14 protein-coding genes are annotated in these 14,542 nt (G+C 44.9%); 3 read left to right on the top strand and 11 right to left on the bottom strand.

Going from position 1 to position 14,542, the window contains the following annotated elements:
- Positions 1 to 3: 3 nt before the first annotated feature.
- The 9 genes from AS194_RS08000 to AS194_RS07960 form a co-directional block, all read right to left on the bottom strand.
- The gene (locus AS194_RS08000) at positions 4 to 1,038 is read right to left on the bottom strand and encodes a quinone-dependent dihydroorotate dehydrogenase (protein WP_058024983.1); all 1,035 of its coding nucleotides are present in this window, start codon (positions 1,036 to 1,038) and stop codon (positions 4 to 6) included.
- A 224-nt stretch (positions 1,039 to 1,262) separates the two neighbouring features.
- Complete coding sequence (locus AS194_RS07995) at positions 1,263 to 1,664, bottom strand: DUF4870 family protein (RefSeq protein ID WP_071003577.1); 402 nt, start codon at positions 1,662 to 1,664, stop codon at positions 1,263 to 1,265.
- Positions 1,665 to 1,945: 281 nt separating this feature from the next.
- Positions 1,946 to 2,515, bottom strand: a complete 570-nt coding sequence (gene gspM, locus AS194_RS07990; protein ID WP_058024981.1) for a type II secretion system protein GspM — start codon at positions 2,513 to 2,515, stop codon at positions 1,946 to 1,948.
- Positions 2,516 to 2,548: 33 nt separating this feature from the next.
- Positions 2,549 to 3,775, bottom strand: coding sequence for a type II secretion system protein GspL (gene gspL / locus AS194_RS07985; RefSeq protein WP_058024980.1), 1,227 nt, complete (start codon positions 3,773 to 3,775; stop codon positions 2,549 to 2,551).
- 155 nt (positions 3,776 to 3,930) lie between these two features.
- Positions 3,931 to 4,389, bottom strand: coding sequence for a SixA phosphatase family protein (locus AS194_RS07980; RefSeq protein WP_058024979.1), 459 nt, complete (start codon positions 4,387 to 4,389; stop codon positions 3,931 to 3,933).
- Positions 4,390 to 4,449: 60 nt separating this feature from the next.
- Entirely contained in the window at positions 4,450 to 5,766 is a 1,317-nt protein-coding gene (locus tag AS194_RS07975; protein ID WP_058024978.1) for an NAD(P)H-dependent glycerol-3-phosphate dehydrogenase, read from the bottom strand.
- 123 nt (positions 5,767 to 5,889) lie between these two features.
- The gene (locus tag AS194_RS07970; RefSeq protein ID WP_058024977.1) at positions 5,890 to 6,558 is read right to left on the bottom strand and encodes a nitroreductase; all 669 of its coding nucleotides are present in this window, start codon (positions 6,556 to 6,558) and stop codon (positions 5,890 to 5,892) included.
- Positions 6,559 to 6,676: 118 nt separating this feature from the next.
- Positions 6,677 to 7,777 (bottom strand): cell division protein ZapE, encoded by a 1,101-nt coding sequence (gene zapE / locus AS194_RS07965; RefSeq protein ID WP_058024976.1) that lies wholly within the window; start codon positions 7,775 to 7,777, stop codon positions 6,677 to 6,679.
- Positions 7,778 to 7,867: 90 nt separating this feature from the next.
- Positions 7,868 to 8,518: an alpha/beta hydrolase gene (locus AS194_RS07960; protein ID WP_058024975.1), complete on the bottom strand. Its 651-nt coding sequence runs from the start codon at positions 8,516 to 8,518 to the stop codon at positions 7,868 to 7,870.
- Positions 8,519 to 8,808: 290 nt separating this feature from the next.
- Here AS194_RS07960 and AS194_RS07955 point away from each other — a divergent pair, with 290 nt between their 5' ends.
- The 3 genes from AS194_RS07955 to xseB all read left to right on the top strand — a co-directional run bounded on the left by AS194_RS07955 (position 8,809) and on the right by xseB (position 11,269).
- Positions 8,809 to 9,177 (top strand): hypothetical protein, encoded by a 369-nt coding sequence (locus AS194_RS07955; RefSeq protein ID WP_058024974.1) that lies wholly within the window; start codon positions 8,809 to 8,811, stop codon positions 9,175 to 9,177.
- A gap of 255 nt (positions 9,178 to 9,432) precedes the next feature.
- The gene (xseA, locus tag AS194_RS07950; protein WP_058025007.1) at positions 9,433 to 10,965 is read left to right on the top strand and encodes an exodeoxyribonuclease VII large subunit; all 1,533 of its coding nucleotides are present in this window, start codon (positions 9,433 to 9,435) and stop codon (positions 10,963 to 10,965) included.
- A 58-nt stretch (positions 10,966 to 11,023) separates the two neighbouring features.
- Entirely contained in the window at positions 11,024 to 11,269 is a 246-nt protein-coding gene (gene xseB / locus AS194_RS07945) for an exodeoxyribonuclease VII small subunit (RefSeq protein WP_058024973.1), read from the top strand.
- A gap of 1 nt (position 11,270) precedes the next feature.
- On the opposite strand, the gene pncB is transcribed toward xseB, so the two are convergent.
- Complete coding sequence (gene pncB, locus AS194_RS07940) at positions 11,271 to 12,497, bottom strand: nicotinate phosphoribosyltransferase (RefSeq protein WP_058024972.1); 1,227 nt, start codon at positions 12,495 to 12,497, stop codon at positions 11,271 to 11,273.
- Between the two features lie 294 nt (positions 12,498 to 12,791).
- Positions 12,792 to 14,537, bottom strand: coding sequence for a bifunctional peptide-methionine (S)-S-oxide reductase MsrA/peptide-methionine (R)-S-oxide reductase MsrB (gene msrAB / locus AS194_RS07935; RefSeq protein WP_413771712.1), 1,746 nt, complete (start codon positions 14,535 to 14,537; stop codon positions 12,792 to 12,794).
- Positions 14,538 to 14,542 lie beyond the last annotated feature (5 nt).

Genomic DNA, 14,542 nt, shown 5'->3' with positions numbered 1-14,542 from the left:
TGACTAGCTTTCCATGGCATCATAATAGCCACCGATTGCTTGAATACAAGACTGTACTAGCCCAGGCCCTCTATATATAAGACCTGTATAGAGCTGTACCATGTCTGCACCTGCTTCGATTTTTTTGACGGCTTTGGCACCACTATCGATGCCACCCACACCTATCAAAGCAACTTTACCATCTAGCTGATCAGAGAACTGTTGTAAAATCTGGGTACTAATGTGGCTCACCGGACGACCTGACAAGCCGCCCATTTGATCACCATCACGTAAGTCTTCGACACCCACGCGGCTCAGTGTCGTATTGGTTGCAATCAAACCGTCAATTTCAAAGTCTAATAATTGCTGTGAGATATAGTCAACTTGCAGTGGCTCTAGATCAGGCGCAACCTTGAGCACCAATGGCACATAAAAACCATATTCGGTGGCTAGTTGACTGTGACGGTTTTTAATCGTATCCATCAGCTGGGTCAGGGCCTCACCACTTTGCAAGTCACGTAAGTTTTTGGTGTTTGGTGATGAGATATTGACCGTAATATATGAGGCATGTGGGTACACACGCTCTAAGCAATACACATAATCGTCTGCGGCTTGCTCTACCGGCGTGTCCGCATTTTTACCAATGTTGATACCGATATTGCCTTTGTATTTGCAGCGTTTGACATTATCGATCAGATAATCAACGCCTTCATTGTTAAAGCCCATACGGTTGATGATGGCGTCTGCTTGCTTGATTCTAAACAGTCTTGGCCTATCGTTGCCTGCTTGCGGTCTTGGCGTGACCGTACCTACTTCTATAAAACCAAAACCCAGCTCAGCCAGCGCGTCAATATAGTCACCGTTTTTATCCAAGCCTGCAGCAAGACCCACTGGATTGGAGAACTGCAAGCCCATACAGTCAGTAGGCTGCATCGACTGACCATATGCCAAACCTAAAACACGCGCTTTATGTGCTTTATCCAATAAAGATAGCGTCATCTCATGGGCGTGTTCGGGATCCATATTAAACAAAAAAGGACGAAGTAAGGCATAAGACATAGTGATGGCGGACCCTGCTCGAAAGAAATAGTGGATAAAGAATATGAATGAAATCAGGCGGAGCGATTATATCAGCTTAACAGAAACAAGAGCAAAGTTTCACACGGTAAATTTCCACATTTAACCCACCGTCAGCGCATACAAGCATTTATTAAATAGCCATAATAATTCACTGTCTTTTAAGCTCAACTGAATCAACAGCGAAAGACAACTAGTATATTATATCAAGGTACTGGGCGGCCGTCAGTGAGTGCAATCCAACCACGTATAATTCGATATAAATGCCAGATAAAGGTGAATGTCACAATCAACAGACCAAAGCCAGCCAGTAACGTCGAACCAATAGCGATATTGCCACTATCAGCTAGCATACTCACACCAAAACCACCTAAAGCAAAAGCTGTGATGACAATACCGATAATAAACCAAACGATACTGTACCAAAACGTTTTGATTTGCCAATCAAAATGCGTGGATAACCATGTACCATCAGCATCGTGGCGCTTGGCATAATTCATCACAATCGGCACGATCCACAGCAGACCAGCGGTAAAATAGCTAATCACATATAAGAAATAAGTGATGTGATTGTAAATGGTTAAAGAACGGCGCTTATCGTTGCTCATACTGTCACTCATTGGTTTGCGTTGTCCTTGCTGGTCAGTAATCTTGTCTGCTGAAAGCTATGCTCATCAGTATCGTTATGAAGAAAGTGCTTTACGCTAAATATCTATCGTTAGCAGTGGCTAATAAACATTTAATGGTGACAGATAAAAGGCTTTTCAATGACATCTAACTCAAAATGCCATTTGAAAAGCGAGTTACTAATAAATTGGATTGGAACATATCATGTTCTGTTACTCATATTCTACTATTAAGCCCATACCTGCCACTAAACAGTATCGAGTTATAAAGTGACAGTGGCTTGCACTTGGATAGATTTATTCGTTAGGTCTTGCTGCATGGATAACTGCGTGAACTGCCAACCTTGCTGCTCTAACTTGCCAAGAGCGGTACTTACGACAGCTTGACTGGGGTGGATAAAGCTTAACTGCACCGAATCACCAGCCGCAACGACCTGAGCATCTGTAATTCCTGTGGTATTTAGCAGCGCACTAATGCGATTGGCAGGCGGCATGTCAGCCTCTCCATTAGCGTTATTGCCAGCACTTAATGCATTACTATCGATATTACCTGCTTGCGCCCGCAACCAAAAATAATCAGCCACTTGTTCCTGATAATCATTTTCGCTCTCTTTTGCCGCTTGATGAATGCTATAACCACCATAACCGCCGATAAATACCAACAAAAATACGGATAATATAGCTAACGCTAGCTGATCGCGTGGCGGTAATGCTTGCCAGCGCGTTGATAGCATATTTTGGTAACTGCTCATACGCTCAGAGAATGCGTGCGCCTTAGTATTGGTTGCAGAGACAGCTGCACTGCGTTTGGTACGGCGCTGTAATCGTTTCATGTTTTGACCTTTTCTTACCAATACACTGATGAATTATGATGCTGCCGGAGTGTTCGCCGTATCGCTGTTTTCCACCACATCCACAGTGACCTGAGCACTAAATTGACCTTGATCATTACTACTCACTTGCGCAAGCTTGGCATTCAAACCTTGCGCTACTAGCGTGCTCGTGAATTGATCCAAACTGCCACGATCAGGTGCAATGAGCGTAAAACTGAGTGCAGATGGCTGCATCACTAGCGTCTGCGCATGCAGTGAAGATTGTTTGATTAAGGGTGATATCTTTGACAGCGCTGCCATGTGTGATGCAGGTGCCTGGCTGTCGCTAAGCAGTTTTGGCTGTAATTGTACTTGGAGCTTGGTTCGAGTGCTGAGGGGCTCATCTGGGAACCAAGATTGATACTGCGCTGCGATTTCAGTTTTGGTGGCAGCGGCGGCCTCATTATATTGATACCACTGTACGCCATCGGTTGCTATCTGTAGTACCAAAGCTGATAACGCAACCATCATCGCTACCCGCAGATAAGGAGATAACTGCGAATCGGTTGACTTGATAAAGAAGTTAAGGGCATGACGTTCTGGGTTGTCGATCGGCTTAGGTGTCGTCGGCAATGTCGTCAATAACAATTGATAATCAGTGATGAGTGCTGTGGTTTCAGCCAAATGACGCTCTTTATCGCTTGAGACATCAATAGAGGGTAACAGCATGACTTCGGTTAAGTGTGGGAAGCGCTCCAAAATTAATGGCAGATAGCTCACAGCCATACCTTGATACAGTGATTGACGCAGAAGCATTGTCTGATCATCTTGATATAATGTCACTTGCTGACCTGCACCTTCTTCTGGCGGTGGCAGTAATAGGAAATCTGGCATTAGTGCCACTATATTCATACCCACGAGCTGAGCACTTTGCTGCCATGCCTCAATATCGCTTTGTGCCAATGCGTACAGCTGCGTCGTATCAGCATGGCTCAACTGACGAATAACCAATTGCTCAACTGGCGTTAGGGAGGTTTCTTCAAACAAATACTGCTTACCACTATTACCCAGCTGCTTGAGCTGAGCATTATTAAGCGCTGTGTCTACTTGCAATACATGACTTGAGGGGAAATATAAACAAATTGCCTTTTGGCCATTCGATTTATGATGACCATAGAGAGTTTGTAACTGTTGCCAACCATCAACCGTCTGCCATTGCTGTACATCTTCGCGCCAGACAGCTAGCGGACTATGCTGCGCTCGTAACCAAACATGTAACACTAAACGTGTCCTCGATTATTGCTGCGGTTATAAAAGTACTGTGATGAAGCAGTGCTACTATTTAGAAAGGATTGAGTCATTTTATCTGCTGAGCCAGTCGCTTAATTGGCATGATTGCCTCACTCTGAATTCACCCTATCTAAGAAATGGCTAGCCTAGTATGGTTGATCAGGTACAAAACGATCCACTTCAGTGGCCATCCCAGTCATAACAAACTCCATTTCAAACACTCTGGCTTCTGCCAAAGAGAATGACTCAGGATAATCACCAGTCAACAAGCCTGCGATATAAGCGACGATTGACATATGACAAACAACGACCAGACATTCTGCATCAATATTCGCAATATCAATTAAAGCCTCACGGGCATCATCAGAGGGCGTGATATTATCTTGTACTGTTGAAAGTACGTTGGGCATTCGTGACTGGAATGCAGCCAGCGTCTGCTGCGCCCTATCATAAGGACTGACGATAAAACAATCTGGATGATAGTGTGTGGTCACATACTCTGCCGTCTGTGCCGCTTGCTGTTGACCAAAGTCAGTCAGCTGACGCGCACTATCCGGACGCGTCTCATCTTCGGCTTGACCATGACGTACTAATATAATTTTCATAACCTTCCTTGGTGCGCGGAGTTAGCACTGTCTCTCAATAGTACCTTTTAATAAAATATCTTACTTATCAGCATCGCTATTTTTACTTTTGGCGTCGTCTTTGGTATTGTCTTTAGCGCTGTTACTTGAGTTTTTCATATGAGCGGTAAGCGCAGCATTGCTATGATCATGCGCCATCACAAACTCAACATCACTACGGAATCCCGCTTCCATCAAATGTAGTGCCACGCCTAATGCTGCTTTATCTTCATAAATGACCGCATAGAGCGCATGGGTGATAGGCATATAGATGCCCGCTTTAGTGGCTTTTTCGTGGACTTGCTGAATCGTATTGACCCCTTCAGCAGTTTGACCCAGCTTTTTGACGGCAGCATCAATACTCATGCCGCGACCGAGCATATTACCAATACGATAGTTGCGGCTTAACTCTGAGCTACAAGTGGCATATAAATCCCCCACTCCTGACAAACCTAAAAAGGTTAGCGGATTGGCCCCCTCTTCAACACCGAAACGACTCATTTCTGCCAAGGCACGAGTAAGGATCATTGCTTTGGTATTTTCACCCACTTCATAAGCAGCTGCCATACCCATGGCGATGGCATAGATGTTTTTGAGCGCGCCGCCAAGCTCGACACCGCGTACATCATCACTCGCGAACACTCTAAAGAAGGCACTGTGTAAGGCCGCTTGTACCGCATGACGCAATGGCTCAGACTCACTTGCAATCACCGTGGCAGACGGCATGTTTTTCATGATTTCTATGGCAAGGTTTGGCCCTGACATAACACCGAAATTCACTTCAGGCAACACTTCTTTAATAATGTCGCTCATCATAGCAAAGGTATCTTTCTCCATTCCTTTGGTCAACGATACGATAGACTGCCCACTGATCAAAGGCGCAATGTTTTTTACCGTTTCGCGAAAAGCCAATCCCGGCACGGCGATAAAGATAATATCTTTGTCTTTGACGGTAGCCGCCAAATCATGACTGTATTTCAAACGGTCATCAAGCTTGTAGCCAGGCAGATATTTTTTATTGGTTTGAGTTTTTGCCATCGCTTTTACAGTACGTTTATTACGTACCCACAGCGTAGCATCGCAGCCATTACGCGCAGCCAAATTTGCCATTGCCGTACCAAAGCTACCACCACCTAAAAACGCCAAACGCAGCTTGGTAGGGTTGCTGTGAATCTCTGCCATGTCTTTTGCGACTGCTGACTCAACCGGATTGGGCGTTGATTTTTTACGACCGATGCCTGACTTACTTGCACGCTCTAAGATACCTGCCAACATACCGTTTTGTTTTTCAGACGTATTGTTGCCCGCCTCATTGTTAGCGCTGTTGTTATTTTTATTGCTATCGTTAGGACTTGTCATGTTCTTTTATCCATGTTGACTGACTTATTCTCAATAGGAGCTACTGTTCCCAGATATCTCCGATACTCGGGCTCGCGGTCTTTTTGAGGTAATAATTTTACCAAGAGACAGCACTGAGTCAAATTACGACTCGAAGCGTACTAACGGCTCGATATCAATAGGTTTGCGTTTGGACTCATCTTTTGGACTAGTACCAGTATAAACAAAAGCGGTCACATAATCATCTGGACCCACATCAAAATAAGCTTTTACCGCAGGCTCATTACATAACAGCCCAGTACGCCAAACTGTACTAAATCCCTGAGCTTTGAGTGCCAGTATCAAATTTTGCACAGCAGCACCTGCACTTAGCATTTGCTCAAAAGGTGGCACTTTTTTATGTTCTTGCATTTGCGTCACGACCGTTATGATAACAGGTGCTCGGAGCGGCATGGTATGGGTTTTTTTGATGGTTTTCTCAGACAGCTCTTCGCCCTCTTTGAGCGCTTTTTCTTTTGCTGCGGCTACCAAAGCATTACCTAACTCGTGACGTGCCTCCCCTTGGGTCACAATAAAGCGCCAAGGACGCAATTTTTTATGATCTGGCGCAGTTGCCGCACACTCAATGGCAGATTCAATCTGCGCCCGCGTCGGTGCTGGCTCATCTAGATTGCCCATACTGCGTCTTGAATTGATCCAACCTATCAGCTCGTCACTGGTAGATGAGATATCATTCGCTGCTACGTTCTTCACAGACAGTTTTTTGTCTTCTATTTCTTGGCTTTCATTATCAACATTGTCAGTTGTAGTCATTGTTTTATCCTTCTTTATTATTATCTATCACTACTTATTAATAATATCATTTTCTTATTTTTTAACAGCTATAGAGCAATTGAGAGCTACACATAGGCAGTCTCAATTCAGCGATAAACTACGCAACATCTTCGACTCGGTGGTCCATGCGTAGATAGTCCTCTGACTGCATCTCAAGCAGGCGTGAACGAGTACGTTCAATCTCAAACGCCAATTTTTCTCCTTGATACAAATCTAGAATCGGCTGCTCTGCCCGTACCAATAATTTCACACGGCGATCATAAAATTCATCGACGAGATAAATGAAACGGCGCGTTGGATCACGCAAGTCGTCATCTAGTGCTGGCACAGAGTCAACTAAAACGGTGCTAAAGCGTTTGGCAAGCTCAATAAAATCAGCGGCTGAACGCGGTGCCATACAGAGATGACGGAAGTCACAGAATAAGATATCTTCGGTACAAGCGTTGATTTTTACTTCTCGTCCATTGATAGTAATGGGCTCTTTACTAATTTTCTGATTATTCGACAAGCTCGCAAAACGGTTGGCTAACCAATGGTAGTTCGCCTTAGTAAGCGGCGCTTCGTATAACTCAGCTTGTTGCAATACGCGCAGACGATAATCAATTCCCGAGTCAATATTCATTACCGTCGTATGACGCTCAACTTCCGCAATGGCTGGTAAAAAACGGTCGCGGTGCAAACCATCTTTGTATAAACCAGACGGCTCAATATTTGAGGTAGCCACCAAAGTGATACCGCGATTAAACAGCATCGTAAATAAATCACCCAAAATCATCGCATCAGAGACGTTAGACACAAAAAACTCATCAAAACAGATAACGACCGCTTCTTTATAAATAATATCGGCGACTTTTTCGAGTGGATCACTTTCGCCTTGAAGCTTATTCAACTCCTGATGAACACGCTGCATAAAATGATGGAAATGCAGACGCATTTTGCGCTCAATGGTCAATGAATCATAAAACATATCCATCATCCACGTCTTGCCGCGACCGACACCGCCCCACATATATAATCCAGTTGGCGCGGCAGGCTTAGATTTTAAAAACCCAAAGAATCCTTTCTTTTGCGGTGCGCTATTGATGAGCTGATGGTATATCTCATCAAGATAGCTCATGGCCTGAAATTGCTGCTCATCCCGAGTAAACTCATCGGTACTGACGGCTTTCTCGTAACGTTGCAATGGAGATAAACTCATAATACGACTCATCGTTGGATTAAATAAATATCAAAATATTGGAATGGCTAAGTGCTACCCTAAAACATGAATTATCGGTTAAGGTTAAAACTACGTATTACTATGCGTTTCTAATAACTTTTTGAGCTCTGATAAGCGACCGTGAAAAAAGTGACCAGCACCATCGACGACACTTACTGCAATTCCTAAACGATCTGCAAATGCCTGCATATTTTCAGGCGCGATTACTTCATCCGCATTACCATAAATCTCAAAGGTTTTATCGGTGGGTAAATCGATATCAGTACTGTCATTTTTTTCAACTGAGGGTGCGATGAGCGCGATTTTTGACACGTCAAAATCATCCAACCCCCATATATGCGCGGCTTCAAGTACTTGCTCAGCCACCCGCGCCGTCACATAACCACCAAAAGAAAAGCCGCCAAGCCATAGCTTTCGAGCATTGGTTTGTTCAGCAATCCATTGTAGCACGGTCATTGCATCGACCACTTCACCTTCCGCATAATCATGCTCGCCTGTCGATTGACCAACGCCGCGAAAGTTAAAGCGCACCACATGCATGCCATTGTCACGGGCAAAGCGGTACATAGTCGTGACCACTTTATTGTTCATTGTCCCATCGAACAACGGATTGGGATGACACAGCAGCGCGACGGTATCTGTATTTGGGTCGTTAGGATTGTCATTTTGCCATAGTGCGTCGACCTCGAGCACACCAGCAGGAGCAGGAATCAATTGCATAGTATTACTTATTAATAAAAATGAATGGCTCAATTATCCTAGATATGATTTTTATTTCAAGTGATTTGCTGTGTACGGGTGCGACTTGTTTTATGTTAGGCCAAAGTTGATGCCCAGCAGCTGAGTATATGATTTATTTAAGCACGCTTTTTTTGTCATAAATTGGATAGGTAATACTGCTGTAATACCGCACACAGTAAGCGTCTAGACAGGTAATATCTAGATGCGCTACATTCATGAAGCTTTGCCTATCGCTAAGACGTTCTGTTTATATACATTAGGAATTATTTATGAATACCTTTAACAAAACTGCCAGTTTAGGTGCAATATTGGCCGGTGCGCTCGTTTTAAGCGCTTGTCAAAGCACGCCATCATCACCAGTGATTCAACGTGCCAACTCTATTTATGAAACCACGGGAATCGCTGATACCAAAGTCAAAGCGCAGCAAAATGCAATTGATAGTGCGCAAAAAACCTGTCGAAGCAAACAAGTCATTATCGTTGATGACAATGTCAAATATAATGGTATCTTAAATGAACGTACTGGCCGTATGGTTGGGCAAGTGGGTTCCGTGATTGGCTCAATCTTTGGCACGGGCACGCCAGATTTGTCACGCAATGATGATTATGAGTACAAGATCAATTTTCGTTGCCAGTAACTCTCTATCAGTAACTCTCTATCAGTAACTCTCTATCAGCAACTCTCTAAATGAGCGACGCCATTTGCGTTTCTCTAGCATCACCTGACATACTGTGATTTATGAAATAGCCAACAAGCCGCGATATGGATGATATATCAATCAAAGCTTGTTGGCTTTGCTTTTTGTGCGCGCCCTTTTGGGTTAAACTATCCGCTATCGTATTCAGCAAATCCTCATCAGTCTTTATATTTTCATTATCTTTGGTCTTATATCATGCGCAAACCTAACCTTTCAAATATCAAACAGGCCAAAGTACTCGCACCTGCCAAAGATTTGGCCACTCTAGAGGCCGAGCTCGCTGAGCAAGAAGACCATTTAGAGGATACGGTCCTACGCCTGAGTGATTACTTATCCGCGGTTGAAATGGTCATCAAACAGACCTTTGACCACCGGGTATGGGTCAAAGCTGAAATCCGTAATTTGTCGAGCAAAGGTGGTCACTATTACTTTGAATTGGCAGAAAAAGACGATGATGGCAAAGTGGTCGCCAGCTGCCGCGGCAACCTTTGGCGCTTTAAAGCGGCTCGTGTATTAGCCAAGTTTGAGCGCGCAACGGGTATGCCGCTTGAGCGTGACTTGACCGTACTCCTTAAAGTATCGGCAGGATTCCATGCCCAGTACGGTTTTTCAATCACGATTGAGGATATCGATCCCAGCTATACCCTAGGCGACTTGGCACGGCAGTATGCAGAAATGGTTGATCGCTTAACAGGCGAAGGGCTATTACACCTCAATCAGCAGCTGCCTACCCCTTTTGATATCGAGCATGTGCTGGTCATCGCGCCTGAAAAGGCGGCTGGATTGGGTGACTTTCAAGCAGATGCGGATCGCTTAGCCAGTACAGGTGCTTGTCATTTCCACTACCATAATGCGACTTTTCAGGGCAATCATGCGCCCGCTGAGATACGCCAAGCCATCGTTAGTGCTCAGCAGCAGTTTTATGAAATTTATCAGCGTTTGCCTGATTTATTGGTCATTATTCGCGGCGGCGGTGCGGTTGGTGATTTGGCTTATCTTAATGATTATGAGCTGGCAGCGTTGGTTGCTGAGCAGCCTGTGCCTGTCTGGGTGGGTATCGGTCATGAACGCGACAAGGTGATCTTAGATGAAGTGGCGCACACCAGCTTTGACACGCCCTCAAAAGTGATTGCTGCTATCCATAGCCATTTAGCCCAGCTCGTCACTCAGACGCTACAATATCAAGCGCAAATCAAACAAGCCGCTCAGCGCCAACTCAATACGGCGGAACAACAAAGCACACGCCAGTTGAGCCAAATACAGTCTCAAACTATTGGGCAACTCACCGCTCTGCGAAAAGACACTGACTATGCGTGGCGCAGCATTCAACAAAGTGCCCAGCGTCAAGTAAAGCAAGCCGCCAGACTGACGGCTGAGCGATATACACAAACGCAAACCTTGGCACGTCAACAACTGACGAAAGCCGCGACCAATAGCAAAACTCATCAAGAATCGATTATGCAAAACGTGCAGCAGCAAATCGTGCAAGCGAAGCGCGATAGCGAACATCTACGTGATATTGTGCTATTACATCGCCCGTCTCGCGTGCTCAAACAAGGCTATACCATGCTCACGGATGCCAAAAACAACCAAACGCTCACGACCAGCACCCAACTGTCTCCTGAGCAAACTGTCAATATCATTTTAAAAGATGGCAATGCAAAAGCGCAGATTATCGATGTCAATATCGACAAGAAAGCGACTGAAACCTCAGACATGCCCATTTAATCATATAATAATATCTAACAACTACTTATCTACTTACCTTTAACAATTAGGAAATTTTATGACCACCCCTACTCGCAGACGCAAAAAAGCCGCCCCAAAAACCTTCAAGGCAGCTTACGATATTTTAAAAACCAATGCGGCCGAATTACAGCAACAAGACGAGCCTGATATTGATAATCTGATGACCACGGTTGAAGAATCTATTGCGGCTTATCGCGTTTGCGAAACCCGTATTAACGCGGTACAGGAAGCATTGGATGCGGCCTTCGCCGAAGAAAAATCTACTAGCAGCACGGACAGTTAGTTTATTCAGGCTCATCAACTTCAAAGACTTGGCGTAGATAGGCAAGATACGTGTCATTATTGATCATGGTCTTGCCTGGACTATCAGACAGCTTAGCCACTGGCTGACCATTGCACTCTACTAATTTGAGCACGATATTAATCGGTGTGATGCCCATGTCATTGGTCAAATTGGTGCCAATGCCAAAGCTGGTTCTAATACGATCTTTGAAGTATTGATGTAGCTCCCAAGCCTTTTCTAAATCCAGCCCATCACTGAAAGTCAAAATCTTTGTCTTTGGATCTATTTTCAGCTTTTCATAATGTGCCACTGCCTTATCACCCCAGATGTAAGGGTCGCCACTATCGTGACGCAGCCCATCAAAGAGCTTGGCAAAATACAAATCAAAGTCGCGCAAGAACGCATCCATACCAACCACGTCTGTCAATGCAATACCCAAATCGCCCCGATACTCATGTACCCATGCTTCAAGCGCGGCCTTTTGTGAATCACGCAAACGCACATCTAATGCCTGAAAGGCTTGCATAAACTCATGTGCCATCGTGCCTATCGGTGTCATGCCAAGCTGCTTTGCCAGATATACATTGGATGTGCCGCCCACGATTTTTGGCGCAGCCTTGTGTAGTGTCTCCACCACATGCGCCTGCCAGCGTTTACTAAAGCGGCGACGCGTTCCAAAATCAGCGACGATAAACGGCGGCGTATTACGATCTTCTTTTTTCTGCTCTGCCGCATATTGATGCAGCAATGCCACTTTTTCATCAAGGCGGCGCTGTCCTTCTACAATCACGCTATCGTCAGATAACGCATTAAAATAAAGCTCATTGACGATAGCCAATACAAACACCTCAAAGAACATCGCCTGTATCATCGGTCCTTCGATGTCGATAGACAAACGGCCTTTCTCATCGATACTGACGGTAATAAACCGGCGTTTTAACTTAAATAATTCTAGATAATCCACAAAGTCTGAGCGCATAAAGCGCAAACCACGTAGGTAGTCCAGCTCATCTGGCAAAAAACGCAGTTCACACAGGCTGTCTAGTTGCTGCTCTAGATCTTTTTTGATATTGGCGAGTGGATAAGCGGTGTCTTTATTATTGCGGCAGCGAAAACGGTAGACCCCATGCGTCTGCGGAAATTGATGCAACATGGCTTGCAACATCGTAAATTTGTACAAATCATTATCAAGCAGTGAGGTAATAATAGGTGAATAAGTAGCAGTCATGCTATGGCCTTAAAAGTGCAGAAATGAGAAACAAACGTCACCGAATCAACCAAGCGACCTTATGTCTGAATAATAAATAACATCTGGATAATAGACGCCCATAAAGTATGCGTCATCCATAAACCATCCAGTATAACGAAGTTTGGTATTGATGTCAGAGTTCGCATGAGATTGCAGCAAAATTCGTACAACTAGCGAAAATGATCATCGAATATCTAACAGTACATGGTACAAAAAAGACGCTAAGAGGAACTTAACGTCTTTTTTATTTATTCAAAGGTGGCAATAAAACGACTATGATTTCACCAGTTTTACCAATGGTGCATAGCCCGATTGCGGCATCACATCGACTGGGATGAACTGTAGCGCCCCGCCATTGATACAATAACGCAGCCCGCCACGGTCTTTTGGACCATCAGGAAATACATGACCCAGATGTGAATCTGCTACGCGCGAGCGCACCTCAGTACGTACCATATTGAATGCCGTATCTTGATGCTGAGTAATCACTTGAATATCAATAGGCTTGGTAAAGCTGGGCCAGCCGCATCCTGACTGGTATTTGTCTGTCGACAAAAACAACGGCTCACCACTGACTACGTCGACATAAATACCAGGCGCAAATAAATCGTCATATTCGTGACTGAAGGCGCGCTCCGTCCCAGCCTCTTGCGTGATATTGTATTGCGCTTTGGTCAACGTATTCTTTAGCGCATCTTTGTCAAATTTAGCATAGCGCTTGGGATCTAACGTCTCAGCAATAGTCTCAACTGGCGCAAGCTTGGTGCGAGCTGCCCCTTCAGGCTTATCATCAGCAAGACTCAAATCAATATGACAATAGCCATTTGGATTTTTTGCCAGATAATCTTGATGATACATCTCAGCCAAATAAAAATTATCTAAGGGCTCATTTTCGACCACGACTTTTTGCTCATATTTGCTTTGTACACGCTTGAGCGCAGCATCAATCACCGCTTTGTCTTCTTTGTCAGTGTAATACACACCTGAGCGATACTGCACACCGCGATCATTACCTTGCTTGTTCAGACTCGTTGGATCAACCACTCGGAAATAGTATTTTAAGATGGTATCGAGGTCTGTTTTATCCGCATCATAGGTGACTTTTACGGTTTCTGCATGCCCCGAGCCACGAATGACTTGCTCATAGCTTGGGTTGGCTGTATCGCCATTGGCGTAACCTGATACGGCATCGATGACGCCATCAACGCGCTCCATATAAGCTTCAACGCCCCAAAAACAGCCCCCTGCAAGGTAGATTGAGCGGGTGTTGATTGGTTTGCCTGTCTCATTGTAATACACGCCATCTTTTTGCTTGATGGTTTCGATTTTGTTGTTGTCTGATGCTTGTGCATTGGCAGGTTTAGCGTTACCTGCTTTGAGCTCAGCAAAGCCATTACCTGCATTTTCGGCAAGTGCGTAAGCCTGCTCTGCTGATATATTACCTTTTACCAAGTGTACCAGATTGCCATTTTTATCAAGGATAGCCCAGCTCGGATAAACTTGCACGCCAAGCTTATTGATGAGTTCACCTGAGGGGTCAGTCAAGACAGGCAGTTTTGGGTAGTCAGCTTGTACGCCAGCGTACCAAGTACTAAACTCACCATCAGCTTTTTCATTAAGATGACCGGGGCTGGCGACTGTCACCACGTTTAAGCCTGAAAATTTAGGATCAGTGCGCCACGTCTCAGTCTCCTCTAACGTTCCCAAGCATAGCGGACACCAGCTCGCCCAAAATTTTACCAAGGTCGGCTTATTAGGATCAATCACTGCCGCACCTGTGTCGCCTAAGCCTTTTGTTAGCTGCGGCAATGCTTGCATTTGTTTGAGCATGTCAGAGGGCAACATGTCACGAGAGCTGGTGACGCCAGTATTTTGACTACCTGATTTGGTACTACTGCTCGCGCTGCTTTCTGCATTGCTCATCTGGCCACAGGCGACTAATATGCCTGCACTCAGCACTGTCGTCATGCTAAAGGCACTAACGTTTTTTAGCCAGCTTGATGAGCGAGGTTTCTTAATTTCTT

Source organism: Psychrobacter piscatorii (assembly GCF_001444505.1).
In the GTDB taxonomy this organism is placed as follows: domain Bacteria; phylum Pseudomonadota; class Gammaproteobacteria; order Pseudomonadales; family Moraxellaceae; genus Psychrobacter; species Psychrobacter piscatorii_B.
This window is presented reverse-complemented; position numbering and strand designations above follow the sequence as displayed.